This is a genomic window from Curtobacterium sp. 'Ferrero' (assembly GCF_002412165.1).
Taxonomy (GTDB): Bacteria; Actinomycetota; Actinomycetes; order Actinomycetales; family Microbacteriaceae; genus Curtobacterium.
In genome coordinates this window covers 62,295-87,774 of the sequence record NZ_NXIA01000007.1, presented here as the reverse complement: position 1 = coordinate 87,774, position 25,480 = coordinate 62,295, and the positions used below count along the sequence as shown (strand labels likewise).

22 protein-coding genes are annotated in these 25,480 nt (G+C 70.9%); 10 read left to right on the top strand and 12 right to left on the bottom strand.

Annotated features, from left to right (window positions below):
• Positions 1 to 44 precede the first annotated feature (44 nt).
• Positions 45 to 1,118, top strand: a complete 1,074-nt coding sequence (locus Csp2054_RS08430; protein WP_096898910.1) for a spore photoproduct lyase family protein — start codon at positions 45 to 47, stop codon at positions 1,116 to 1,118.
• A gap of 58 nt (positions 1,119 to 1,176) precedes the next feature.
• Here Csp2054_RS08430 and Csp2054_RS17720 read toward each other — a convergent pair whose 3' ends face one another.
• The 3 genes from Csp2054_RS17720 to Csp2054_RS08420 form a co-directional block, all read right to left on the bottom strand.
• Entirely contained in the window at positions 1,177 to 1,353 is a 177-nt protein-coding gene (locus Csp2054_RS17720) for a CsbD family protein (protein ID WP_141399185.1), read from the bottom strand.
• Positions 1,354 to 1,484: 131 nt separating this feature from the next.
• Positions 1,485 to 2,579 (bottom strand): SDR family oxidoreductase, encoded by a 1,095-nt coding sequence (locus Csp2054_RS08425; RefSeq protein ID WP_096898859.1) that lies wholly within the window; start codon positions 2,577 to 2,579, stop codon positions 1,485 to 1,487.
• Between the two features lie 36 nt (positions 2,580 to 2,615).
• Positions 2,616 to 3,014, bottom strand: a complete 399-nt coding sequence (locus Csp2054_RS08420) for a DUF3253 domain-containing protein (RefSeq protein ID WP_096898858.1) — start codon at positions 3,012 to 3,014, stop codon at positions 2,616 to 2,618.
• A 66-nt stretch (positions 3,015 to 3,080) separates the two neighbouring features.
• Here Csp2054_RS08420 and Csp2054_RS08415 point away from each other — a divergent pair, with 66 nt between their 5' ends.
• The gene (locus Csp2054_RS08415) at positions 3,081 to 4,424 is read left to right on the top strand and encodes an alpha-amylase family glycosyl hydrolase (RefSeq protein WP_255252669.1); all 1,344 of its coding nucleotides are present in this window, start codon (positions 3,081 to 3,083) and stop codon (positions 4,422 to 4,424) included.
• Positions 4,425 to 4,540: 116 nt separating this feature from the next.
• Here Csp2054_RS08415 and mmsB read toward each other — a convergent pair whose 3' ends face one another.
• From mmsB to chvE, 3 genes are all read right to left on the bottom strand, one after another.
• The gene (mmsB, locus tag Csp2054_RS08410) at positions 4,541 to 5,722 is read right to left on the bottom strand and encodes a multiple monosaccharide ABC transporter permease (protein WP_022903571.1); all 1,182 of its coding nucleotides are present in this window, start codon (positions 5,720 to 5,722) and stop codon (positions 4,541 to 4,543) included.
• A complete protein-coding gene (mmsA, locus tag Csp2054_RS08405; RefSeq protein WP_096898856.1) occupies positions 5,709 to 7,259 on the bottom strand; it encodes a multiple monosaccharide ABC transporter ATP-binding protein in 1,551 nt (516 codons plus the stop codon). The genes mmsB and mmsA overlap by 14 nt, the downstream gene beginning before the upstream one ends.
• A gap of 104 nt (positions 7,260 to 7,363) precedes the next feature.
• Complete coding sequence (gene chvE, locus Csp2054_RS08400) at positions 7,364 to 8,494, bottom strand: multiple monosaccharide ABC transporter substrate-binding protein (RefSeq protein ID WP_096898855.1); 1,131 nt, start codon at positions 8,492 to 8,494, stop codon at positions 7,364 to 7,366.
• 196 nt (positions 8,495 to 8,690) lie between these two features.
• On the opposite strand from chvE, the gene Csp2054_RS08395 reads away from it, so the two are divergent.
• Positions 8,691 to 9,731 (top strand): substrate-binding domain-containing protein, encoded by a 1,041-nt coding sequence (locus Csp2054_RS08395; RefSeq protein ID WP_096898854.1) that lies wholly within the window; start codon positions 8,691 to 8,693, stop codon positions 9,729 to 9,731.
• 70 nt (positions 9,732 to 9,801) lie between these two features.
• Here the strand turns inward: Csp2054_RS08395 and Csp2054_RS08390 are convergent, their stop codons facing one another.
• The 4 genes from Csp2054_RS08390 to Csp2054_RS08375 are packed head-to-tail and all read right to left on the bottom strand — an operon-like array spanning position 9,802 to position 15,089.
• Positions 9,802 to 10,752: a carbohydrate ABC transporter permease gene (locus tag Csp2054_RS08390; RefSeq protein WP_096898853.1), complete on the bottom strand. Its 951-nt coding sequence runs from the start codon at positions 10,750 to 10,752 to the stop codon at positions 9,802 to 9,804.
• 3 nt (positions 10,753 to 10,755) lie between these two features.
• A complete protein-coding gene (locus tag Csp2054_RS08385) occupies positions 10,756 to 11,727 on the bottom strand; it encodes a carbohydrate ABC transporter permease (RefSeq protein ID WP_096898852.1) in 972 nt (323 codons plus the stop codon).
• Positions 11,728 to 11,764: 37 nt separating this feature from the next.
• On the bottom strand, positions 11,765 to 13,072 hold the full coding sequence (locus Csp2054_RS08380) for an ABC transporter substrate-binding protein (protein ID WP_096898851.1): 1,308 nt from the start codon (positions 13,070 to 13,072) through the stop codon (positions 11,765 to 11,767).
• A 4-nt stretch (positions 13,073 to 13,076) separates the two neighbouring features.
• Entirely contained in the window at positions 13,077 to 15,089 is a 2,013-nt protein-coding gene (locus Csp2054_RS08375; protein ID WP_096898850.1) for a glycoside hydrolase family 127 protein, read from the bottom strand.
• A gap of 172 nt (positions 15,090 to 15,261) precedes the next feature.
• Here Csp2054_RS08375 and Csp2054_RS08370 point away from each other — a divergent pair, with 172 nt between their 5' ends.
• From Csp2054_RS08370 to Csp2054_RS08345, 6 genes are all read left to right on the top strand, one after another.
• Entirely contained in the window at positions 15,262 to 16,260 is a 999-nt protein-coding gene (locus Csp2054_RS08370; RefSeq protein ID WP_217990891.1) for a LacI family DNA-binding transcriptional regulator, read from the top strand.
• Positions 16,261 to 16,401: 141 nt separating this feature from the next.
• Positions 16,402 to 18,105: a xylulokinase gene (locus Csp2054_RS08365; RefSeq protein WP_096898848.1), complete on the top strand. Its 1,704-nt coding sequence runs from the start codon at positions 16,402 to 16,404 to the stop codon at positions 18,103 to 18,105.
• Positions 18,102 to 18,812 (top strand): L-ribulose-5-phosphate 4-epimerase, encoded by a 711-nt coding sequence (locus Csp2054_RS08360; protein WP_096898847.1) that lies wholly within the window; start codon positions 18,102 to 18,104, stop codon positions 18,810 to 18,812. The genes Csp2054_RS08365 and Csp2054_RS08360 overlap by 4 nt, the downstream gene beginning before the upstream one ends.
• Positions 18,809 to 20,353: an L-arabinose isomerase gene (gene araA / locus Csp2054_RS08355; RefSeq protein ID WP_096898846.1), complete on the top strand. Its 1,545-nt coding sequence runs from the start codon at positions 18,809 to 18,811 to the stop codon at positions 20,351 to 20,353. The genes Csp2054_RS08360 and araA overlap by 4 nt, the downstream gene beginning before the upstream one ends.
• Positions 20,354 to 20,363: 10 nt before the next feature.
• Positions 20,364 to 21,623 (top strand): D-arabinono-1,4-lactone oxidase, encoded by a 1,260-nt coding sequence (locus Csp2054_RS08350; protein ID WP_096898845.1) that lies wholly within the window; start codon positions 20,364 to 20,366, stop codon positions 21,621 to 21,623.
• 131 nt (positions 21,624 to 21,754) lie between these two features.
• Positions 21,755 to 22,612 (top strand): cation-transporting ATPase, encoded by an 858-nt coding sequence (locus Csp2054_RS08345; RefSeq protein ID WP_096898844.1) that lies wholly within the window; start codon positions 21,755 to 21,757, stop codon positions 22,610 to 22,612.
• Positions 22,613 to 22,633: 21 nt separating this feature from the next.
• Here the strand turns inward: Csp2054_RS08345 and Csp2054_RS08340 are convergent, their stop codons facing one another.
• The gene (locus tag Csp2054_RS08340) at positions 22,634 to 23,542 is read right to left on the bottom strand and encodes a DMT family transporter (protein WP_096898843.1); all 909 of its coding nucleotides are present in this window, start codon (positions 23,540 to 23,542) and stop codon (positions 22,634 to 22,636) included.
• 40 nt (positions 23,543 to 23,582) lie between these two features.
• On the opposite strand from Csp2054_RS08340, the gene Csp2054_RS08335 reads away from it, so the two are divergent.
• Positions 23,583 to 24,086: a MarR family winged helix-turn-helix transcriptional regulator gene (locus Csp2054_RS08335; RefSeq protein ID WP_096898842.1), complete on the top strand. Its 504-nt coding sequence runs from the start codon at positions 23,583 to 23,585 to the stop codon at positions 24,084 to 24,086.
• Positions 24,087 to 24,138: 52 nt separating this feature from the next.
• Here the strand turns inward: Csp2054_RS08335 and Csp2054_RS08330 are convergent, their stop codons facing one another.
• Positions 24,139 to 25,323 carry an ROK family transcriptional regulator gene (locus Csp2054_RS08330; RefSeq protein ID WP_096898841.1) on the bottom strand — a complete coding sequence of 395 codons (1,185 nt, stop codon included), beginning with the start codon at positions 25,321 to 25,323 and terminating at the stop codon, positions 24,139 to 24,141.
• Positions 25,324 to 25,480 lie beyond the last annotated feature (157 nt).

Genomic DNA, 25,480 nt, shown 5'->3' with positions numbered 1-25,480 from the left:
GACCTGAGTCTGCACCGTCGGTGGTCAGCGGTAGACAGGTGGTGATGAGCGAAGCACGCACGCGTCCGATGCTCGACGTCCGCCGGATCTACGCCGAGGACGCCGCGCTCGAGCTGCCCCGTGGGCAGGAGGTACTGGGCCGCTGGCCCGACGCCGAGATCGTGCCGGTCGCCTCGCACTGGAACATCCCCGAGGTCCACGGCGACGAGCGCAACGTCCAGCGGTGGGTGCGGATCAAGACCGAGGCGCTCGTCCTCGGCGTGAAGAAGTCGCTCGTCACGCGGCCGAACGGGCGCTCGGCCGACTTCATCGCCCCCTCGACGGCGAACGGCTGCGCCATGGCGTGCGCGTACTGCTACGTGCCGAGGCGCAAGGGGTACTCGAACCCGGTCACGGTGTTCGCGAACATCGAGCAGATCACGAAGCACGTGGCGCGGAACATCGCGAAGCAGGGTCCGAAGACCGAACCGAACCAGTGCGACCCCGACGCCTGGGTGTACGACATCGGCGAGAACAGCGACTGCTCGGTCGACGCGATGATCAGCGACAACGTGCGCGACCTCTGCGACCTGTTCCGGATGACCCCGACGGCGAAGGCGTCGTTCGCCACGAAGTACGTCAACCGTGCCCTGCTCGACTGGGACCCGATGGGTCGCACCCGCATCCGGTTCTCGCTCATGCCGCACGAGACGGCGAAGGTGACCGACATCCGCACGAGCCCGATCGCCGACCGCATCGCCGCGGTGAACGACTTCGTCGATGCCGGCTACGAGGTCCACCTGAACTTCTCGCCCGTCATCCTCACCCCGACGTGGGAGTCCGATTGGGCCGAGCTCCTGCGGCAGGTCGACGACGTGCTCTCTCCTGCGGCCAAGGCGCAGCTCGCGGCCGAGGTGATCTTCCTCACGCACAACGAGCCGCTGCACGAGGTCAACCTCGGTTGGCACCCGAAGGCCGAGGACCTGCTCTGGCGGCCGGACCTGCAGGAGCAGAAGGTGTCACAGAACGGCGCTGTCAACGTCCGGTACCGGTCGGGGATGAAGGGCCAGCTCGTCGAGCGGTTCCGAGAACTCGTCGCGGAGCACCTGCCGAGCTGCCGCATCCGCTACGCGTTCTGACGGCCAACAGCGAACGCCCGCACCGTCGAGCGGTACGGGCGTCAGCGGAGCGGACGGATCAGTTGCCCGTCAGCTTGTCCTTGGCCTTCTCGGTCTCCAGGCGGGCCTCGCCCATGGCCTGGTCCTTCTGGCCCTGGTGCTTCAGCTCGTCGTCGTCGGTGTGCTTGCCGACCGCTTCCTCGACCTTGCCGACGATCTTCTGGGTGGCGTCCTTGGCCTTGTCTCCGAGCGACATGGTGTCTTCCTTCCTGTGGGAACCGCCGAGGGTCCCCGGCGCCTGTGCACCGAACACAACCAGACCCGCCGCCGCGGTTCGGGGCCAGGCCGCAGGTTCCTGTCCCCCGGTTGGTTCGAACGGGGTACGGGTCAGGGGATGAGCCGGTCGGCCCGGTACCGGTCGACGAGCTCCGCGAACGCGCGCTCCGTGCGCCGGAACGCCGTGAAGCCGGCCTCGCGGCTCTTGCCCATGTCGGTCACGACCTCCATCGCCCGCCCGAGGTCGGCGTCGGTGTGCCACCACGAGGCGAGTCGGGTGATGTCCCGCTCGGCCAGTCCGTGCCGCTCGGCGATCTCGGGCCAGGCCTGTTCGTACGGGGCCATCTGCTCCTCGAGGGGTCGGGCCGCGCCCTCGAAGCCGACGACGCGCGCCGGGTCGACCCCGAGGTGTGCGGCGAGCCGGGGCCACATCCAGCGCCAGCGGAAGACGTCGCCGTTCACGACGTTGAACGCCTCGTCGGCACCCTTGGGCGAGGTGGCTGCCCAGACCATGTGCTCGGCGAGGATGCCGGCGTCGGTCATGTCGGTCAGACCGTTCCACTGCGCCTCGCTGCCGGGGAAGACGAAGTCGAGGTCGAGCTCCTTCGCGAGCGTCGCCTGCACCGCGATCGTGAGGCCCATGTTCATGGCGTTGCCGACCGCGTGGCCGATGACGGTGTGCGAGCGGTGGACGGACCACGTGAAGCCCTGGCGCTCGGCCGCGGCGAAGAGCTCGTCCTCCTGCGCGTAGTAGAAGTTCGGGGTGTCGAGCCGCGGCTCCTCCTCGTGGAAGGGGGTGTCGGGCATCTCGCCCGCGGCGTACGCCTCGAACGGGCCGAGGTAGTGCTTCAGCCCGGTGACCAGGGCGACGTGGGCGAGCGGCGCGTGCGACAGCGCCGCGAGGAGGTCGCGGACCATCCCGCCGTTGACGCGGATGTTCTCGGCCTCGGTGTCCTGCCGTTGCCACGCGGTGAAGAACACGTGCGTCGGACGTTCGTCGGCGAGTGCCGTCCGGAGTGACTCCGGGTCGCGCAGATCGGCGGCCACGGTGCGGACGCCGTCGCGGGGGAGCGGTCGACGGGACAGCGCGGTGACGGCCCACCCGAGGTCGAGGAGGTGGTCCACGAGCGCGGAGCCGGTGATGCCGCTGGCGCCCACGACGAGGGCCTCGGGACGGACTGGTGTCGGTTCGGTGGTGTTCGTCATCGTGGTGGTGCAACGTCCGCGGACGACAGGTGTTCCCTACCGCGGGCGGCGGATCCGGATCGGCCCCTTGGCGGTGGACGGGTCCACGACGCTGCCGTGTTGCGTGATCTCGACCTCGCCACGGGCGACCATGCGGCGCGCTGCCCGGCGAGCCGGCTCCATGAGGTCACGCCAGCCGTCCGGGTCGAGCGCGCGGGCGGCGTCGGACGGGCAGATGCTCGACGACCGGGACCGTGCGGCGAGGAGCTCGTCGATCCGCTGTTCGAGCGCGCGGTCGGTCGCGTCGACGCCGTGCTTCCGGCACGCGGCCGAGCAGTACTTCGCGTCCGGGGCCGCCGACGAGGGCATCCGACGGCCGCACGAGGCGCACGTGCGTTCGGCGTGCTCGGCTGCGTTCGCCGCGGCGTCGGCCTCGGTCCTGATCGCGCGTCCCATGGGCCCATCCTCTCCCCGATGTCCGGTCCGGCGCCCAGCCCAGGCACGGCTGGCACGATCGGAGCAGTGACGACCGACACCGCACCCGGACAGCACCGCCCGCACGAGCCCGCCTGGGTCGAGCACGTGATGTGGTGGCACGTCTACCCGATCGGGTTCGTGGGGGCCGAGGTCCGACCCGAGACCGAGGTGGTGGACCGTCCCGTCGAGCACCGACTCGACCGCATCGCCGGCTGGCTCGACCACGTGGTGGACCTCGGGCTCAACGGACTGCTGCTCGGGCCCGTCTTCGCGAGCAGCACGCACGGCTACGACACGGTCGACCACTTCCGGATCGACCCGCGCCTCGGGGACGACGACGACTTCGACCGGCTGGTGACGGCCGCCCACGAGCGCGGCGTGCGGGTGCTGCTCGACGGCGTGTTCAACCACGTGGGTCGCGAGCACCCGGCCTTCCGTGCCGTCGAGGACCTCGGGCCCGACGCCGACACCGCGCGGTTGTTCGCCGTCGACTGGACGGGGTGGTCACCTGGACAGCCTGTGCCCGTGCGGGACTTCGAGGGCCATGACATCCTCGTCGCCCTCGACCACGAGGGTGCCGCAGCCGAGGACCTGGTCGTCGACGTGATGGCGCACTGGCTCGCCCGCGGGGTGGACGGGTGGCGGCTCGACGCTGCCTACGCGGTGCCCCCGGCGTTCTGGGCGAGGGTGCTGCCCCGGGTGCGGGAGCGGTTCCCGGACGCCTGGTTCAGTGGCGAGGTCATCCACGGCGACGCGGCGGAGGTCGCCCGCGCGTCGACGATGGACTCCACCACCCAGTACGAGCTGTGGCAGGCGGTCTGGCACGGCATCGCCGACCGCAACCTCTTCGAGCTCGCGCACGCCGTCGAACGGCACGACGAACTGCTCGCGACGCAGGTGCCGACCACGTTCATCGGCAACCACGACGTCACCCGGATCGCCGATGCCGTGGGGGAGCGGTTCGCCGGTCACGCGGCCGCCGTCCTGTTCACCGTGGCGGGGACGCCGGTCGTGTACGCGGGCGACGAGTACGGCTGGACCGGGGTGAAGGAGGAACGCGAGGGTGGCGACGACGCGGTCCGGCCCACGTTCCCGGAGGTACCGCCGGAGCCGACCGACCTGACGCACGCGTACGAGGGGCTCGTCGCGCTCCGGCGACGGCACCCCTGGCTGCACCGGGCGCACACCGACGTCGTGCACCTGGCGAACACCGCGCTCGTGCTGCGGACCGCGACCGCGGACGCGGCCGTGGTGACTGCGCTGAACCTGGCAGACGAGCCGGTGGAGCTGCCCGCGGCGGGTGCGACGCGCGTGGAGGCGGGCGGGGGCGACCTGCGGGACGGGACCCTGCGCCTCCCGGCCGGCGGGTGGGCCGTCCTGACGGCCTGACCGCACCGCGAAAGCGACACATCGCCGACCGCCGCAACGCGGAAGCGACAGATCTCTGCGGCCGGACCGCAGAGATCTGTCGCTTTGGCGCGCAAGGAGGAGTGGGACGACCCGCGCTACTTCCGCGCGGCCGCCGCCCGGCGCTTGTTGAACACGTCGAACGCGACGGCGGCGAGCAGCACCAGGCCCTTGATGAGCGACTGGAACTCGGTGCCGACACCGAGGATCGACATGCCGTTGTTCAGGATGCCGATGATGAGACCACCGACGATCGCGCCCGGCACCGTGCCGATGCCGCCCGTGACGGCCGCGCCACCGATGAAGACGGCCGCGATGGCGTCGAGCTCGAAGCCGTTGCCTGCGCCCGGAGCAGCGAGGTTGAGCTGGCCGGTGAACACCACGCCCGCCAGGGCCGCGATGACGCCCATGTTCACGAACAGCAGGAACGTCACGCGCTTCGTCTTCACGCCGGACAGCTGCGCGGCGAGGGCGTTGCCGCCGATCGCGTAGACGTGTCGGCCGAAGACCGCGCTCCGCATGACGACCGAGTAGATGACCACGAGGGCGCCGAGGACGACGAGCACGATCGGCGTGCCGTTGTAGCTCGCGAGCAGCAGGGCGACGTAGATCACGAGCGCCGCGCCGAACGCCGTCTTCACGATGAACCAGGCGAACGGCTCGCTCTCGAGCTGGTACTTGCGGCGGGTCGCCCGGCCCCGGAAGGCCGTGATCACCATGATCGCGGCCGCGGCGATGCCGAGGACCATCGTGAGCGGCTCGTACCCGGTGGTGCCGAACGACGGCAGGAAGCCCGATCCGAGCGACCGGAAGCCGGCCGGGAACGGCGAGATCTGCTGGTTCTGCAGGACGATCTGCGCCGCGCCGCGGAAGGCGAGCATGCCCGCGAGCGTCACGATGAACGCCGGGATCCCGAAGTAGGCGATCCAGAAGCCCTGCCACGCGCCGACGAGCGCACCGATCACGAGGCAGAGGACGACCGCGACCGGCCAGGGGAGACCCCACTGGGTGATCATCACACCGGCCATCGCACCGCTGAACGCGACGACCGACCCGACGGACAGGTCGATGTGGCCGGCGATGATGACCATCACCATGCCGATCGCCAGGATCAGGATGTAGCTGTTCTGGACGATGATGTTCGACACGTTGATCGGTGCCAGGGTGATGCCGCTCGTCGCCACCTGGAAGAAGATCACGATGACGATCAGCGCGATGAACAGGCCGATCTGTCGGAGCTGCCCGGTGAGGTAGCTCGCTGCGGACTTAAGCGCGTTCATTGACAGGGGTCTCCCGTTCCTGGGTCATGTACTGCATGAGGACCTCTGGGGTGGCCTCGGAGCGGGGCACGTCGGCGGTGATCGTGCCCTCGGAGAGTGTGTAGATGCGGTCGCAGATGCCGAGGAGCTCCGGGAGCTCGGAGGAGATCACGATGATCCCCTTGCCCTGGTCCGCCAGGCTGTTGATGAGCGTGTAGATCTCGTACTTCGCCCCGACGTCGATGCCGCGGGTCGGCTCGTCGAGGATGAGCACGTCGGGGTCGGCGTACATCCACTTCGACAGGACGACCTTCTGCTGGTTGCCGCCGGAGAGCTTGCCCGTGACGGCGTTCACCGACGGGGCCTTGATGTTCATGCTCTTGAGGAACTGCGACGCGACAGTGGTCTCCTGCGAGCTGTTCACGAAGCCCCAGTTGGCGAGCTTCCCGAGCGCCGACCCGGAGATGTTCCGCTTGATGTCGTCGATCAGGTTGAGACCGTAGCGCTTCCGGTCCTCGGTCGCGTACGCGATGCCGTTGTCGATCGCGCGGGTCACGGTGTTCGTCTTGATCGGGACACCGCGCTTGTACACGGTGCCGCTGATGCCGGTGCCGTACGAGTGCCCGAAGACGCTCATCGCGAGTTCGGTGCGGCCGGCGCCCATGAGCCCGGCGATGCCGACGACCTCGCCCGCGCGGACGGTGAGGTTCGCCTGGTGGATGATCTCGCGCGAGCCGTCGAGCGGGTGGTGGACCGTCCAGTCCTCGATGCGCAGGAGCTCCTCGCCGATCTTCGGCTCGCGCTCCGGGTAGCGGCTCGACAGGTCTCGGCCGACCATGCCGCGGATGATGCGGTCCTCGGAGACGTCGTCGCCGTGCATGTCGAGCGTCTCGATGGTCTTGCCGTCGCGGATGATCGTGACCTTGTCCGCGATCGCCTTGATCTCGTTGAGCTTGTGGCTGATGATGATCGCCGTCATGCCCTCGGCCTGCAGCGACCGGATGAGGTCGAGCAGGTGCGCGGAGTCGTCGTCGTTCAGCGCCGCCGTGGGCTCGTCGAGGATGAGCAGCTTGACGTCCTTCGAGAGCGCCTTCGCGATCTCGACGAGCTGCTGCTTCCCGACGCCGATGTCGACGATCTTCGTGACGGGGTTGTCCTTGAGCCCGACGCGCTGCAGGAGCGCCGCCGCCTCGAGGTTGGTCTGGTTCCAGTCGATGAGCCCGCCCTTCACGCGCTCGTTGCCGAGGAAGATGTTCTCGGCGATCGACAGGAAGGGACTGAGGGCGAGCTCCTGGTGGATGATGACCACGCCAGCGGCCTCGGAGTCGTTGATGGAGCCGAACCGCACCGGCTGCCCGTCGAGGAGGATCTCGCCGTCGAAGGAGCCGTGCGGGTAGACACCAGACAGCACCTTCATCAGGGTCGACTTGCCGGCGCCGTTCTCGCCGCAGATCGCGTGGACCTGACCGCGTTCGACCTCGATCGAGACCCCCTGCAGGGCCTTCACGCCGGGGAAGGTCTTGGTGATGTCCCGCATCTCGAGGATGGTGTCCGCCATGTGGACCGCCTTTCCGTCGTGCGCGCGTGCGCGCGCTGGTGGAGACGGACGGGAGGCGCGGTGCGGGCGTGCACCGCGCCTCCCGTCCGTGAGATGGGTCGCGCCTACTTCAGGTCGGCCTCGGTGTAGTAGCCCGAGTCGATGAGGACGGACTTGTAGTTGTCCTTCGTGACCACGGTCGGCTGGAAGAGGTAGGTCGGGACGACCTTCTCCTTGTTGTCGTAGCTCTTGGTGTCGTTCACCTCGGGCTTCTTGCCGGAGAGCAGGTCCTCGGCCATGGTGACCGACTGCTTCGCGAGCTTGCGCGTGTCCTTGTAGATCGTCGAGTACTGCTGACCGGCGATGATCGACTTGACCGACGCGGCCTCGGCGTCCTGGCCGGTGATCACGGGCAGCGGGCGGTCACCCGAGCCGTACCCGGCGCCCTGGAGCGCCGAGATGATGCCGATCGACATGCCGTCGTAGGGCGAGAGCACGCCGTTCAGCGTGGTGCCGCCGGAGTACGACTTCGCGATGAGGTTCTGCATGCGGGCCTTGGCGGTCGCCGGGTCCCACTGCTGCGTGGCGGCCTGGGAGAGCTGGTCCTGGCCGGACTGGATCTTCAGCGTGCCGTCCTCGAGGTACGGCTTCAGGGTGTCCATCGCGCCGTTGAAGAAGAACCCGGCGTTGTTGTCGTCGAGCGAGCCCGCGAACACCTCGATGTTGAACGGGCCCTTCTTGCCGGTCTTCTTGCCGTCCGAGTCGAGGATGCCCAGACCGGTGAGCAGCGAGGTGGCCTGGTCGACGCCGACCTTGTAGTTGTCGAACGACACGTAGTAGTCGACGTTCTTGTTGCCGGTGAGCAGGCGGTCGTAGGAGATGACCTTGATGCCGGCCTTCGCGGCGGCGTCGAGCTGGTCGGACAGTGCGCCACCGTCGATCGACGCGATGATCAGGACCTTCGCGCCCTTGGTGATCATGTTGCTGACCTGCTGCGCCTGCTGCTGGACCTTGTTGTCGCCGTACTCGAGGTCGACCTTGTAGCCGGCCTTCTCGAGGTCGCTCTTGACCGCGTCGCCGTCCTTGATCCACCGTTCGGAGACCTTGGTCGGCATCGCGACGCCGACGAGCGCGCCCTTGTTGTCCCCGCTGCCCCCACCGCTGCCGGTGGCGCCGCGTCCCCCTGCGGAGCACGCCGCCAGGCTGACTGCCAGGCCGACGGCGACGATCCCCGCTGCGATCTTGCGCTTCATCATCGAAGTACCTCTGTTCCTCTCACGTCGTCCTCGACGCGCTGGGTTCGGGCTGCTGTGCCCCGTTGTGCTCTGGATGCGAGCTGTGGTGCTCTGAGTGAGCGCTCACATCATGTGGGTTCCGTGACGGGGTGTCAACTCGTCGTGATCATTTCGCGACCTTTCCTCGTCCGGCGGATCCAGCGGTACGGTTGCCCACGTGACCACCACGACGGCCCACGGGGGCAAGGGCCGCAAGGCGCCGACGATCTTCGACGTCGCCGAGCGCGCCGGGGTGTCCCACCAGACCGTCTCGCGCGTCATCAACGGCGACCCCACCGTCCGCGAGCAGTTCCGCGCCCAGGTCGCCGCCGCCGTCAGCGAGCTCGGGTACCGACCCCGGGCCGCGGCACGGGCGCTCGCCGGGGGACGGAGTCGTGCACTCGGGATCGTCAGCGCGGGCGAGGCGCTCTACGGCCCCTCGAGCACGGCGATCGGCTTCGAACGCGCCGCCCGCGGAGCCGGCTACCACGTGTTGCTCTCGACCCTGCCGGAGGATCCCCGCCCGGTCGACCTGTCGAACGCCCTCACCACGCTGCTCGCGCAGGACGTCGCCGCCGTGGTGCTCGTCGCCGCCGACAACCGCGTGCTCGACGCCCTCGCCTCGCTGACCGTCCCCGTGAGCGTGCCGGTCGTGGTCGCGAACGCCGTGCAGCGCGACGCCGCACGCACCGACGCGGCCCCGAACGTCGCGGCCGTCGCGATCGACCAGGCGGCCGGGGCGACCCTGGCGATGGAGCACCTGCTCGCCCGCGGGCACCGCCGGATCGTCCACATCGCCGGACCCTCGGTGTCGCAGGAGTCCGAGGTCCGTCGGGCGACCTACGAGCGGATCATGGCCGGACGGGGTCTCGAACCGGTCGTGCTGCAGGGCGACTGGACCCCGGCGAGCGGCTTCGCGGCGGCGCAGTCGCTCGACGTGCACACCGTCGACGCGGTCTTCGCCGGGAACGACCAGATGGCCCTCGGCGTGCTGCACGCCTTCGCCGAGGAGGGTCTCCGGGTCCCCGACGACATCGCGGTCGTGGGCTTCGACGACGTGCCCGAGGCCGCGCACTTCACGCCGCCGCTCACCACCGTCCGCCAGGACTTCCGCGCGATGGGGGAGCGGGTGCTGGCGTCGGCCCGGGCCCTCGTCGAGGGGGAGTCCCACGACGAGGAGCTCATCGCGCCCGAGCTCGTGGTGCGCCGGAGCGCGTAGGTCGCTCCACACGACGGACGCCAGGCGCGGGACCGACCCGTCCCGCGCCTCCCGTCCGTCGCCGCTGTGGTCAGCCCTTCAGCGCACCCGACGACAGCCCCGCCACGTAGAACCGCTGCAGGCCGACGTACAGCGCGATGCACGGGATCATCGCCACGACCGACCCCGCGACGAGGTTGCCGTACGACACCTGCCCGTACGCACCCGTCTGCAGGTTGAGCAGCGCCACGGGGAGCGTGTAGAGCGAGTCCTTCGTGAGGAAGGTCAACGCTCCGAGGAACTCCGTCCACGACGCCAGGAACGCGTAGAGCGCGGCCGTCGCCGCCCCCGGCAGCAGCAGCGGCCGGAGCACGGAGACGACGACCCGGAAGCGGGAGGCTCCGTCGACGAACGCCGAGTCCTCGAGCTCGGTGGGGATCGACTCGAACGCGTTCCGCATGACGAACACGCCGAACGGCAGGTTGACGGTCGTGTAGAAGAGCACGAGACCGAGCAGCGAGTTCGTGAGCTTCATGGCGTTCATCTCGAGGTACAGCGGCGTCAGGATCGCCTGGAACGGCACCATCATCGTCAGGAGCACGAGCCCGAAGACGAGTCCGGCGCCGCGGAACCGGAAGCGGGCGAACCCGTACCCGGCCATCGTGGCGAGCACCGCGGTCAGCACGGCGGTCGAGATCGACACCACGAGCGAGTTGATCACGCCGGAGAGCAGTCGCGCCGACGGACTGAACACGGCTCGGAAGTTCTGCCAGGTCAGGTCGAAGAACGTCGCCGGGTCCGGCGCCTGCGTGATCACCGACTCCGGTTGGAACGCCCGCAGGATCGCCCAGAGCAGCGGGACGCCGAACACCAGGGCGGATCCCACGCCGGCGATGACGTAGAGGGTCCGCTTGACGGCGGTGTCGCGCGGGTGGCGGACGCTGCCCTGGTGGTGCCGACGCCGGTGCCCGTCACCGGTCGTGACGGCACGGGTGGAGAGGTCGGCAGCGGCGATGGTCGACGGGGTGGTCGTGGTGCTCATGGTTCAGTCCTTCTCGCGGAGTGCCCAGAACTGGAACACGGTGACGGCGGCGATGACGACGACGAGGGCGATGGACTCCGCGGTCGCCGCGCCGAGCTGCAGGTTCACGAACCCGCGGTTGTAGATCGCGTTGACGATCGTCGTGGTCTCGGTGCCCGGTCCGCCCTGGGTGAGGATGTAGAACTGGTTGAACGCCAGCAGCGACCCGATGACCGAGATGATGACGCTCAGCGCGACCGTCGACCGGATCATCGGCAACGTGATGAGCCGCTCGGTCTGCCACCACGACGCGCCCTCGAGTTGCGCCGACTCGTACACCTCGTCGGGCACACCCTGCATGGCCGACATGAGCAGCACCATCGTCAGCCCGGACACGGCCCACACCACGAGCACGCAGATGAGCAGCGTCGCGAGCGGTCCGTTGACGAGCCACGCCGTGCTGCCGTCGGTGATCCCGAGCCACCGCAGGACCATGTTCACCGCGCCCGAGTTCGGCTGCGCCTCCAGGACGAGGGTGAAGCTCAGGGTCGTCAGTCCCACGACGTACGGCAGGAAGAACACCGTCCGGAGGAACGTGCTGCCACGGCGCCGGGCGCGGACCACGACGGCGAGGAAGTACCCGAGCGCCAGGATCGGGACCGTCACGATCGCCGTGTAGAGCAGCGTGTAGCCGATCGCGTGCACGAACGTCGGGTCCTGGAACAGCGTGAGGTAGTTCTCCAGGCCGATGAACCGGTACGGGCCGATCAGGGGCCAGTTCGTCAGCGAGATGTACAGCGCGAAGAGGAGCGGCGCGAGGACGAACACCGCGACGAACGCGATCGCCGGGGTGACGAGCAACGCGCCGGTGCGCGGCGGGTGGGTGAGCGAACTCCGGGTGGCCGGACCGCGGCCGCCGACGGTGGGGCGACCGGCTCCCGTCCGGTGGGGACGGGATGCGGAGCCGGACGTCCGCTTGGCGGGGATGGTCGACATGCGTGCACCTCTCTGTGCGACTGACTGGCCGTGCGGGTCAGGCCTGGACCTGGTCGAGGATGCGCTCGTACTCGGGTTGCGCGGCCTGCATGGCCGGTCCGACCCCGGCGCCGAAGACGGCCTCGCGGAACATCGCGAAGTACGGCGACGAGGGCTGGTTGACGAGCAGGTTGTAGGCGAGCGTCCGCGGCGCGTAGCCCTCGTCGATGGCGTCGAGCGGCCCCGAGGCGAGCGGGTACTGCTTCCGGTACGCGGGCGTCGCGGCGTCGGAGCGCGTCGGGAAGTAGCCGCCGTCCGGCAGGGCCTGCTGCGGGCCCAGTCCGTTCGCGTACCGCATGAACGCCCAGCCGCCGGAGGGGTTCGCCGCCCCGTTCGGGATGCACATGTTGTCGCCCCCGTCGAAGAACGACCGCTTGCCGTCCCACGACGGGATGAGCACCGTCCGCATCTTCGCACGCATCGACTTCGTGGCAGCGGGGACGGTGGCACCGTACGAGGTCGGGAAGATGCCGACCTTGCCCGCGCGGAAGTCCGCCCCCCACGTCGTGCCGGCGTCCGCGAACGCGGCCTTCGAGAGCACGCCGTCCTTCCACAGCTCGCGGTAGAACTCGAGCATCCGTTCGAGGGCGACGTTGCCGGTGATGTTCGCCCGTTGCGACCCGACCTCGCCGGACATCATGTCGACGCCGGTGGCCCAGACGTGCGGCTGCGTGACGAAGCCGATGATGCCCGCGGAGTTGCCAGCGATCGACCACCCGTAGACGTCGTCCGCGACCTTCCGGAGCGCCTTCGCCGCGACGAGGAGGGAATCGAGGTCCTTCGTGGAGTCCTCGACGTCGAGCCCGGCCCGCTCGAACAAGTCCGTGTTGATGAACAGTTGCGAGTTGTCGGCGAGGTACGGCAGTCCGTAGTACCGGTCCCGGTACTCGAGCAGCCGGAGGTGCCCCGGGGACAGCTCGGAGAAGTAGTCGAGACCCTTCACGACCTCGGTCAGGTCGGCGAACGCCTCGCGGAAGATGAACAGTTGCGAGTTGATGTCGTCGATGTCCACCACGTCCGGCGGCTCACCTCCGCGGATCGCGGTCGCGAGCTTGGTGACGTACTGCCCGTCCGGCACCGGCGTCAGTTCGACCTGCAGCTCCGGGTTCGCCCGGTTGAAGCCCGCCACCGTCGCGGTGAGGCCGGCCTGTGTCGCGGCGCGGCACCACACCTGCACGGTGCCGGTCGCGCCCTTGCCGAAGCTCGCGCGCTGCGCGTCGACCTTCGGCAGGGTGCCGGAGCACCCGGCGAGGGCGAGTGCAGCGGCGCTGGCGAAACTGCCTGCGAGGAACGTTCTCCGGTCCACGACGTCACCGCGCGATCGGGAGCCAGACGCGCATGGGCGCGGCCCCGCGGTTCGCCCAGGCGTAGTAGGGCACCGCAGTCGCCGTGACGGCGTGCGTCGTTCCGGCACTCGCCGTGTCGGCCGGGAGGCGCGGATCGCCCCCGGCGCCACCGGTCGCGTCGTCGACGTCGGTGGCGTCGAGGGCCGACGCCGTGCCTCCCGTCCTGCCCGCGTCGATCCGGCGGTACGGCCACGCTGCCTGCTCGTGCGACGACGGTGCGGAGCCCGGGACGCGCAGCGTGACGACGCCGTCGAGGAGGTCGTCCCGCCGCTCCTCGGTGATCGGCGCCGACGGGTCGACCGTCAGGTCGTCGACGGTGAAGCCCTCCTGGTCGGCCTGCTCGACCGCGTAGACGAGCGGGCCGCGTTCGATCGCGACCTGCCCGCGGGACGCGTCGATCCGGGAGTCGGCGACGTACGGGTGCGGCGTCGTGTCGAAGACGAGCTCGACCGTGTCGCCGGCGGTCCACTCACGGTCGATCACGTGCAGGGTGCCCGGCTCCGGTGACGCCTGGCCGTCCGGGCCGGACACCGTCGTGACGTCCGACCACCCCGGGATGCGCAGGCCGAGGGCGAGCGGCCCGTCCGCCGTCACGGTGACGACCACCCGGCCGTCGTGCGGGTACCCGGTCTCCACGCGGACCGGCCCGAGGTCGGCGGTGGCGTACTGGTGCACCTGGAGGCCGCCGTCGGTCGCGGTCGCGAGGTAGCCGTCGAGGCTCGCGAACGTCCGCATGATGTTCGGCGGGCAGCAGGCGCAGTCGAACCAGCCGCGGCGGCCGTGCGCCGGAGAGCGGTTCTCATCTTGGTGGGCGTGGTCCCGCTGCTGCAGCGGGTTGACGTAGAAGTACTCGGTGCCGGCGAGGCTCACGCCAGCGAGGAACGCGTTGTACAGCAGGCGCTCGATCGCGTCCGCGTAGACGGGCCTCCCGGTCGCGAGCAGCAGCCGCCACGCCCACTGGATGCCGCCGATCGCGGCGCAGGTCTCGGCGTAGCCCCGGTCGGTCGGTAGCTCGTACGGGTCGCCGAACGCCTCGTAGTCCCAGCGTGCGCCGAGGCCGCCCGTGATGAACGCCTTCGTCGCCATCATGTCGGCGAACTGGCGCTCGCTCGCGGCGAGGAGCTCGGTGTCCCCGGTCTCGATCGCGACGTCGACCGCTCCCGCCGCCAGGTACACGGCGCGGACCGCGTGGCCCTCGACCGTCGTCGCCTCGCGTGCGGGGATCCGGTCCGAGAAGTACGTCGGCTCGCCGCCGGCGCGTTCGATGATGCCGTGGCCGCGTGCGTCGACGAACCAGTGCGCGAGGTCGAGGTAGGCGCGGGTGCCCGTCTCGCGGTACAGCTCGACCAAGCCCATCTCGACCACGGGGTGCCCGTCGATGTCCACGGTCTTGCCCGGGCCGTCACCGAACGTGCGGACGAGGTGGTCGGCGCTCTTCACGGCGACGTCGAGCAGTCCGGTGTCGCCGGTCGCCCGGTGCTGCGCGACCGCAGCCTGGTACAGGTGCCCGGCGCAGTACAGCTCGTGGCTCCACTTGAGGTCGACGTAGCGCTCGCCCTTCCCGCGGACCTGCTGCACCGAGTCGAGGTAGCCGTCGTCGGCCTGCGCGCGGGCGTAGAGGTCGGTGACCTCGCGCTGCAGGGCGAGGAGGTCCTCGGCCGGTGCGCGTCCGTACTCCCACGCGACCGCCTCGAGCCACTTCGTCACGTCGGAGTCCATGAAGATCGGTCCGACGGCCTCGCCCTGCTCGTCGCCGGCCGCGATCCGGAGGTTCCGGAAGTTGCCCGCGGCCTCGAGCTGGTCGTACCCGCTGCGGATCGCGTCCCGGCCGTTGCGGTCCTGCCGGAGCGCCCAGAAGCCACCGGAGATCCGCGCGGACCCGGTCGGGAGCGGTCGGTACGTCAGGTGTGCGCCGTCTGTCGGGAGGACCGGGGTCGCCGTGCGTGGACGGACGTCGGTCGCGAGCGTGGTGGTCATGTCGCCTCCTTGCGAATGCCGATGCCGTTCCGGTCGCGGAGCGGAGTCGCCCACCGTTCCGGAAAACGGTTTCTGGCGCTGACCGTACGTCACGCTCCGGCACTGCGCAACCCCGGACTGCCGTGTGTTGCGTATGATCGCGTTGTCCGACCCGATCCGGAAAGGAGTTGCCGTGACCGTCGATCGCGCCGCACCGCCCGTCCGGATCAGCGACGTCGCGGCGCTCGCCGGGGTGTCGATCGGCACGGCCTCCAAGGCACTCAACGACACCGGCCAGCTCCGCGAGTCGACACGGGTGCGGGTGAAGCAGGCCGCCGAGAAGCTCGGCTTCGTCGGCGATGCGCGGGCGCGGGCGCTGTCGTCCGGACGCACGTACACCGTCGGCATGATCACCACCGACTCGTTCGGACGCTTCACCATCCCGGTCCTGCTGGGCGCAGAGGACGCGCTCTCCGCCGGACAGATGGCCGTGCTCCTCTGCGACACCCGCGACGACCACGTCCGCGAGGCGCACTACCTCCGCTCGCTCGCGGCCCGCGGCATCGACGGCGTGATCGTGACCGGCCGGTCCGCGGACTCGCGCCCACCGATCGACGTCCCGGTACCGGTCGTCTACGCGTTCACGCCCTCGACCGACCCGACCGACGTGTCGGTGACGCTCGACGATGCCGCCGGGGCCGCGATGGTCGCCGAGCACGTGCTCAGCCTCGGTCGTCGGCGCGTCGCGATCGTCACCGGCCCGGAACGGCACGCCTCGGCGGTGCGCCGCGTCGACGGTGCTGCCCCGGTCCTCGGCGAGCACCTGGTCGGCCCGGCGTCGTACGGGGAGTGGTCGGAACGGTGGGGGCGACAGGCTGTCGACCTGCTGGCCCGGACCGCCCCCGACGTCGACGCGATCATCGCCGGGAGTGACCAGATCGCCCGCGGTGTCTGTGACCGGCTGCGCGAGACGGGGCGGTCGGTCCCGGGTGACGTCGCCGTGACGGGGTTCGACGACTGGGACGTCATGGCACTGGCGTCCCGGCCGCCGCTCACGACCGTCGACCTGCGTCTCGAGGAGCTCGGACGCGTGGCGGGGCGGGCCCTGCTCGAGCTGATCGACGGCGGGACGGTGGCCTCGGCGACCGTGACGCCCTCACTCGTGGTCCGCGAGAGCACCGTCGGCGGGTAGTCACGCGGTCGGGGCTCCCTGCTCGGCTCCTGCAGCTCCGGATGCCGGACGCCGCGGTGCCATGACGTGCTGTTGCAGGGATGAGCGCTCACGTACTACCGTGTGAGCGCTCACTCAACGAAGAGAGCAGCAGGAGGAGACATGGACGACGAGCGCCGCCAGGCCATCGCCGACGGACGCACGACGCTCGGCATCGAGCTCGGTTCCACCCGCATCAAGGCGGTGCTGGTCGACGAGGAGATGCGGCCGGTCGCCTCCGGCTCCCACGAGTGGGAGAACGACTACGTCGACGGTCGCTGGACCTACTCGCTGGACGCCGTCGAGGCCGGGCTCCGCGCCGCCTACGCCGACCTCGTCGCCGACACCGAGCGCCGCCACGGCGTCCGCCCGACGACCTTCCGCGCGGCCGGCGTGAGCGCGATGATGCACGGCTACCTGCCGTTCGACGCCGACGGTGCGCTGCTCGTGCCGTTCCGGACCTGGCGGAACACCTCCACCGGTCCGGCCGCAGCACGACTGAGCGACGCCTTCCGGTTCAACGTGCCGCTCCGCTGGTCGATCGCGCACCTGTACCAGGCCGTGCTCGACGGCGAGCCGCACGTGGCGCACGTGGCGGGCATCACGACGCTCGCGGGCTACGTGCACCGGCGACTGACCGGGCGCGACGTCCTCGGCGTCGGCGACGCGAGCGGGCTGTTCCCGATCGACTCCGCGCCCGTCGAGAGCGCTCCGGGGGAGCCCGGACGCCGCGACTACGACGCGGACATGCTCGCCGCCGCGCAGGACCTGCTCGGCGACCGGGTGCCTGACCTCCGTGCGCTCCTGCCGGACGTGCTCGTCGCGGGCGAGGACGCGGGATCGCTCACCGCCGAGGGGGCTGCCTGGCTCGACCCGACCGGCACGCTCGAGCCCGGCGTGGCCTTCTGCCCACCGGAGGGCGACGCCGGCACCGGCATGGTCGCCACGAACGCGGTCGCACCGCGGACCGGCAACGTCAGCGTGGGCACGAGCATCTTCGCGATGGTCGTGCTCGAGCGCCCCCTCGGCACACCGCACGAGGAGCTCGACGTCGTCACCACCCCGGCGGGCGACGCCGTGGCGATGGTGCACTGCAACAACGGTGCGAGCGAGATCGCCGCGTGGGCCCGGGTGTTCGGACGGTTCGCGGCCGCCGCCACCGAGCGCACCGGAGGGACCGCGCCGGAGATCGACGACGTCTACGCGACCCTCCTCGACGAGGCCGCGCAGGCCGACCCGGACGCCGGCGGACTCCTGTCGTTCAACTACCTGGCCGGCGAGCCCGTCACCGGCGTCGACGACGGCCGGCCCCTGCTGCTCCGCACCCCCGACGCCCGCTTCACCCTGGGCAACCTGGTCCGGTCCGAGGTGCACGGCGCGTTCGCCACCCTCGCGATCGGCATGGACGTCCTGCACGACGAGCACGTCGAGGTCGACCGGATGACCGCGCACGGCGGGCTGTTCCGCACACCGGGGACGCCGCAGCGACTGCTCGCAGCGGCCCTCCGCGTGCCCGTCGCCCTCGAGGAGACCGCGGGCGAGGGTGGTGCGTGGGGCATCGCCGTGCTCGCGGCGTACCTCGAGCACACCGAGCAGTCCCTCGCGGACTTCCTGTCCGACGTGGTGTTCCGCGGCGACGCCGTGCACGTCGCCGAGCCGCAGGCCGACGACGTCGCCGGCTTCCAGACCTACCTCGACCGGTACCGCGCGGCCCTGCCCGTGCAGGACGTGGCGGCAGCGGCGACCCGCACCAGCGCGACCACCGACCAGGGCGAGCCGACCGACGGCGCCGAGCCGCGCCTCCAGGCAGAAGGAGCCACCCGATGACCGCACCGATCACCGACGAGACGCGGGCCGCCGTCGCCGCTGCCCGGGAGCGCGTCGCGCGACTGCACGGCGAGCTCGTCCGCTACGGACTCGTCATCTGGACCGGCGGCAACGTCTCGGAGCGCGTCCCCGGCACGGACCTGTTCGTCATCAAGCCGTCCGGCGTGGCGAGCGAGGACCTCACCCCCGAGAACCAGGTGGTCTGCACGCTCGACGGCGTCCCGGCGGACGGCTGGGGCAACGCGCACGGCCCGTCCTCCGACACCGCCGCGCACGCGTTCGTGTACCGGAACATGCCCGAGGTCGGCGGCGTCGTGCACACCCACTCCACCTACGCGACCGCCTGGGCGGCCCGCGCCGAGGAGATCCCCTGCGTCATCACGGCGATGGCGGACGAGTTCGGCGGGCCGATCCCGGTCGGGCCGTTCGCGATCATCGGCGACGACTCGATCGGCCGCGGCATCGTGTCGACGCTCAGCGGGCACCGCAGTCGCGCGGTCCTCATGCAGAACCACGGCGTGTTCACGATCGGTCGCGACGCCCGCGACGCGGTCAAGGCCGCCGTGATGTGCGAGGACGTCGCCCGCACCGTGCACATCGCGCAGCAGGGCGGCGAGACCGTGCCGATCGCGCAGGACGACATCGACCGACTCTTCGACCGCTACCAGAACGTCTACGGACAGAACCCCGAAGGAGCACTCTCATGACGCACGTCGTCGACCCCGCCGAGACACTGGCGGGCTACGAGGTCTGGTTCCTGACGGGGAGCCAGGGGCTGTACGGCGAGGAGACCCTCCGCCAGGTGGAGCAGCAGAGCCGTGCCGTGCACGAGGCCCTGGCGCCGCACGTGCCGGTGAAGCTCGTGTGGAAGCCCGTCCTGAAGGACGCCGACGGCATCCGCCGCGCGCTCATCGAGGCCAGCGCCGACGACCGGGTCATCGGCGTCACGACCTGGATGCACACGTTCAGCCCGGCGAAGATGTGGATCGGCGGCCTGCAGGCACTCACCAAGCCGCTGCTGCACCTGCACACGCAGGCGAACGTCGCGCTCCCGTGGAGCGACATCGACTTCGACTTCATGAACCTCAACCAGGCCGCCCACGGCGACCGCGAGTTCGGCTACGCACTCGCGCGGCTGGGCGTCCGGCACGCCACCGCCGTCGGACACGTGTCCGACGAGCGGGTCCAGCAGCGCGTCGCGGACTGGACCCGCGCGGCGGCCGGTGCTGCCGCCGTCCGTGAACTCAAGCTGACGCGCTTCGGCGACAACATGCGCTACGTCGCCGTCACCGAGGGCGACAAGACCGAGGCCGAGATCGAGCTCGGCGTGCAGGTCAACACCTGGGCGGTGAACGAGCTGGCGGCTGCGGTGGACGCCGCCGCTGCCGACACGGCCGCCGTGGACGAGCTCGTCGCCGTCTACGAGCGCGACTACGACGTCGACCCCGCGCTGCGTGGAGGCACCGACGGCGGGGGCGCCGGTGATCGTCACCAGTCGCTCCGCGACGGTGCCGCCATCGAGCTCGGCCTCCGCGCGCTCCTCGAGCAGAACGGCTCCGCCGCGTTCACCACGAACTTCGAGGACCTCGGCACGCTCAAGCAGCTGCCCGGCCTCGCGGTGCAGCGGCTCATGGCCGACGGCTACGGCTTCGGCGCCGAGGGCGACTGGAAGACCGCCGTCCTCGTCCGCGCGATGAACGTCGCCGGCGCGGGCCTGCCGGGTGGCGCGTCGCTCATGGAGGACTACACGTACGACCTCACCCCGGGTGCCGAGAAGATCCTCGGCGCGCACATGCTCGAGGTGTCGCCGACGCTCACCACCGCGAAGCCGACGCTCGAGATCCACCCGCTCGGCATCGGCGGGAAGGACGACCCGGTGCGCCTGGTCTTCACCGCCGACGCGGGCGAGGCCGTCGTCGTCGCCCTGTCCGACACCCGCGACGGCTTCCGCCTCACCGCGAACGTGGTCGACGTCGTGCCCCCGACCGAGGCGCTGCCCAACTTGCCGGTCGGCCGCGCGGTCTGGGAGCCGCGGCCGTCGTTCCCCGTCGCAGCCGAGGCCTGGCTCACCGCCGGCGCCGCCCACCACACCGTCATGACCACGGCCGTCGGGCTGCAGGTCGTCGAGGACTTCGCGACCATGGTCGGCACCGAGTTCCTCGTCATCGACGAGCACACCACCGCCCGCGGCTTCCGCGACGAGCTCCGGCTCCAGCAGGCCTGGCACCGGCTGGACCGGGGGTTCTAGGCTCGTGTCCATGACCGCGACGACGCGCACGAACTGGGCGGGGAACGTCACCTACGCCGCCTCCGGCCTCGTCTCGCCGACCTCGGTCGACGAGGTCCGGCGCGTCGTCGCGGACACGCCGCGCCTGACGGCGCTGGGCTCGACGCACTCCTTCAACCGGATCGCCGACACCGACGGCGTGCAGCTCAGCCTCGCCGCGCTGCCGCCCGTGCTCGACGTCGACAGCGACCGTCGGGTCGTGCGGGTCGCGGCCGGCATGACGCACGCGCAGGTCGCGGCCGGCCTGGAGGCCCGTGGCTGGGCCCTCGCAAACCTCGCGTCCCTGCCGCACATCTCCACCGCCGGCGCGGTCGCCACCGGCACGCACGGCTCCGGCGTCCGCAACCCGTCGCTCGCGCAGGCGGTGGTCGCGCTCGAGGTCGTACGCGCTTCCGGCGACGTCGCATGGGTGGATGCGTCGACTCCGGATGGTGCCCTGGATGCGCACCGGGTGGCGCTCGGTGCGCTCGGCGTCATCACCGCGGTGGAGCTCGCGATCGAGCCGAGCTTCCAGGTCGCGACGACCGTGCACCTCGACCTGCCGTGGGACGCCGTGGTCGAGCACTTCGACGCGGTCGTGTCCGACGCGTACTCGGTGTCGCTCTTCACGTCGTTCGACGACCGCGGGGCCCGGCAGGTGTGGGTCAAGCATCGCGTGGACGAGCCCGCTCCCTCGGTCGATCTCGTCGCCCTCGGTGCCCGACCCGCGACGGGTCCGGTCCACCCCGGCGAGAACGACCCGGCGGGCGTCACCGAGCAGGGCGGGGTGCCCGGGCCGTGGTCCGAGCGGCTGCCGCACTTCCGGTCGACGTTCACGCCGTCCACCGGCGCGGAGATCCAGTCGGAGTACCTGCTGCCCGCGTCGTCCGCGGTGCCGGCACTGCAGGCACTGCGCCCGCTGCAGGACCTCCTCGCCCCGATCCTCATCGCCGCCGAAGTCCGGACGGTCGCCCCCGACACCGCGTGGCTCGCGCCGTCGTCCGGACGCCAGTCGGTCGGCATCCACTTCACGTTCCGCCGGGAGCCCGAGGCCGTCGAGGCGGCGGTGCGTCGGATCGAGGACGTCCTCGCGCCGTTCGAGCCGCGGCCGCACTGGGGGAAGGTGTCGGTGGCCAGCGTCGAGCAGCTGCACGAGGCGTACCCGAGGCTCGGGGACTTCGCCGCACTCGCGCGGGACCTCGACCCGACGGGGCGGTTCCGGAACGGGTTCCTCGCGCGCGTCTTGTCCTGACCGACGGGGCGTCCCTCGCCGGCCGCGGCGACGAGCCGGCCCGGGTGCTCACAGCGCTCTCGGACGCGATCGACGGGTGACGCACTGCTTCGTCGCTGAGTGCGCGCATGTGTGATCGCAAAGGTTGGGACATGGCGAACCTCAACCGCATCCTCGGAATGGCCTCGAAGGTCATCGACCAGCAGCTCCAGAAGCGCGGCCACTCGGGGTCCGGGCAGCAGCGGACCAGTTCGGACCAGCGCTCCGGCGGCACGGACTGGCGCGACGTCGTCCGGTCGGCGGCCGACAGGCTCACCGGTGACGACCGCGACCGCCGGACCCCGCAGCCGCCGGTCGCGCAGCAGCCGTCCGGTCGGCAGGCGGCACCGGACCGGGCGCAGCGCGGGCCGGTCGACGAGGACGCGGTGGCGATCGCGAAGTACGACTACCTGCTCCGCACGGCCCCGCCCGAGCGGCTCGAGCAGGTTCACCACGATGCCTTCGCGCGGCTCACCCCCGCGCAGCGGCAGGAGATCCGCAACCGGCTGAACTCCGAGCTGCCGCCGCACGAACACCTGCGCGACGACTCGGCCGGGGGACTCGCCCGGGCGGCCACCCGCGGTGAGGTCGCTCGGCCCGGGCTGCTCCGCCGGGTCCTCGGCGGACGGGGTGGTGCCTTCGCGGGCGGCGCGGCCGTCGGTGCCGGAGCGATGGCGATCGGAGGGCTCGGGGTCGCCGTCGCCGGGGCAGCGGTCATGAGCGCCGCGGCCGGACCGGTCCTGGCCGAGGCCGTCGGCGCGGGCGTCGACTTCGAGGGCCTGGCCTCCGGCATCGGCGATGCCGGGCTCGCTGACCCCGGGGAGGGCGCGTCCGGACTCGTCGGCGAGGGCGAGCAGCTCCTCGGCGGGTTCGGTGAGCAGGCGTCCGGGCTCGGAGAGCAGGTGTCCGGGCTGGGTGAGCAGGCGTCGAACATCGGCAACGACTTCCTCGGTGGGTTGTTCGACCGCTGACACCAGGCCGCGCGGTGACGCTCACCCTCCGATCGGCGCAGAGCGACGCGGCCGTGCAGTGGGCGCATCGAGGTCGTCACTGTGCCGCCGTCGGGTCAGGAGCAGCGGCACACCGATCCCGACCAGCACGAGGACGAGTCCGACGTCCTGTCGGATCCCGAGGTGGTCGCCGGCGACGGCCACGCCGAGCAGGACGCCGACCACCGGGTTGAGGAGCCCGACGAGCCCGACGGCGTCGCTGCGGAGTCGACCGAGCGCGGCGAACCAGGCGAGGTACGCGACCGCGGTCGCCACCACGGTCAGGTAGACGGCGGCTCCGAGCGCTCGAGGACCGAGTGGCGGAGGGGCTCCCTCTATGACGATCGCGACGGCAAGCAGCAGGACCCCGCCGACGACCAGCTGCCACGCCGTCGACGCGAGCACGCCCACCTCGGGGTTCCACCGTTTGCCGAGCACGAACCCGATCGACGACGTGAGCATCGCTCCGCACGACGCTGCGACCCCGCCCCAGTCCAGCCGACCCGCGCCGCCGAGCAGCAGCAGGCACACGCCGCCCAACCCGACCACCGCGCCCGACAGTCGCGCCCGCGACGGGCGTTCGTGCACGACGAGCCACGCCACGAGCGCGAGCGCGATCGGAGCAGCCGCCATCACCGTCGACGCGATGCTCGTCGGTAGCAGGGTCGCGGCCTGGTACACGAGCACGAAGAACGCCCCGACGTTCAGGATGCCGAGCACCACGGCCTTCCACCACCACGATCGGCGCGGGAGCCGGCGGACGACGACGAGCAGGACGAGCCCGGCGGGGAGCGCTCGGAGCGTCGCGCCCCAGAGCGGCTCGGGTGGCAGGAACGTCTTCGTGACGAAGTACGTGCTCCCCCAGACGACCGGAGCGATCGCGGCCAGCAGCAGCCACCGTTTGTCTTCCATGGAAGGTAAATTACCTTTCCGGCAAGGTAAAGTCGAGGTCATGGATGACCGGATCGACCGAGTGGCGCGGATCCAGGCCGAGTGGCGACGCGAACGACCGGAGCTCGACGTCGCGCCCCAGGGGATCATCGGGCGTCTGCACCGGCTCGCGGCTCGGCTCTCCGAAGAGTTGGCGGTGGTCTACGCCGAGCACGGCCTCACCGAGGGGGAGTTCGACGTGTTGGCGACGCTCCGTCGCGCGGGGGAGCCGTTCGAACGGAGCGCGGGCGACCTCGCCGTGTCGACGATGATCACGACGGGCGGCATGACGAAGCGTCTCGACCGGCTCGAACGCGCGGGGCTCGTCGTACGGCGGACGAGCCCGACCGACGGGCGGGGGCGGACGGTGCGCTTGACGGGTGCAGGCCGCGACCTGGTGGACCGGGCGTTCGAGGCACACATGGTGAACGAGCGCCGCCTGGTCGACCTCGTCCCCGAGGAGGACCGCGTGCAGCTCGAATCGACGCTCCGGGACTGGCTGGCGGCGCTCGATCCGGAGGGGTGACCACCCGCTGACGTTCCGTGCTGACGGACGCACCCCGTGCCTCCCGTTCGCGTCAGGTCCCGCTCAGCGCCACCATGGTGAGCCGTCTCGGCGACAGCCGCTCCTGCAGCACGGCGGTGGCGGCACCGATCACGGCCGCATCTTGACCGTTCACACTGACACGGACCGCCGTCGGGTGGACGCGGCGAGCGAGGGCCCGGGTCTGCAACGCACGCTCGATCTCGCGGACGTAGTCCACGGCGGCGTCGGTGAACCCGGCCCCGGCGAGGACGACGAGGTCGACGTCGAACAGGTTCACGAGGGTCACGACCGCCGAACCGATCGCCTGTGCACTCCGCTCGATCGCGGCGCGGGCCGGACCTGGACCGGCAACCGCGGCCCGGGCGATGCTGCCCATCGCCCGGGTCGGGTCGCCGGAGCGTCCACCCACGGCCGCGACCACGGCTGCCGGGGCGGCGACGAGTTCGAGACAGCCGACGTTGCCGCACCGACACAGACCGGCGCCGGGGTCGACGGTCACGTGACCGATCTCGCCGACGTTCGAACTCACGCCGCGGTACACGGTGCCGTCGACCACGATACCCGCGCCGATCCCGGCGTCCATGTACACGGTCGCGTACGACCGGTGGTCGTCGGTCGCGCCGAGCCAGTACTCGCTCAGGGCCGCCGCGGTCGCGTCGTTCTCGAGTTCGCACGGGATCCCGGTCGCGGCCTCCATCGCGTCGCGCACCCCGAACCCGTCCCAGCCGGGGAGGTGTGGTGACGGTCCGATCGATCCGAGCGTCCGATCGATGGGCCCGGGCGCAGCGATGCCGATGCCGACGACCGCTGAGCGCGGGACGTCGAGGTCGTCCAGCAGACCGATGAGCTCACGAGCGATCCGGTGGGTGGCCTCTGCGGGTTCCTGCTGCGCGATTCCCTGCGTCCGAAGCCGACCGACGAGTTCACCGCCGAGGTTCGCCACCACGTAGCTGACGCTCCCCTCGCCGAGGTGGACGCCGATGCCGAGCCGTGACGCAGGGTTGATCTCCAACCAGGTGCGCGGCTTCCCTCCGGTCGACTCGGACCGCCCGGTCTCGACGACGAGCCCCTCGTTGATCAGCGCTCGGACGGTCGTCGAGACCGTTGCCTGGGTCAACCCGGTGCGTTCGGCGAGTTCGACCCGCGTGATCGGGCCGGCCGAACGGACGAGATCGAGCAGCAGGCCCCTGGACGACGTGCGCGGGGGTGGGGTCATGGGATGAACCTAGGCGATCGGCCAGCCGTGCGTCGACTCCGGACGGACGAATCGCGAAACTATCTTGACCCGCTTGATTAAGTCGACTAAGAAAGTGCGTGCGCGGTCTTCTATGGGCCGACGGATCGGCACACCGACGTGTCGACCTGGATGAAAG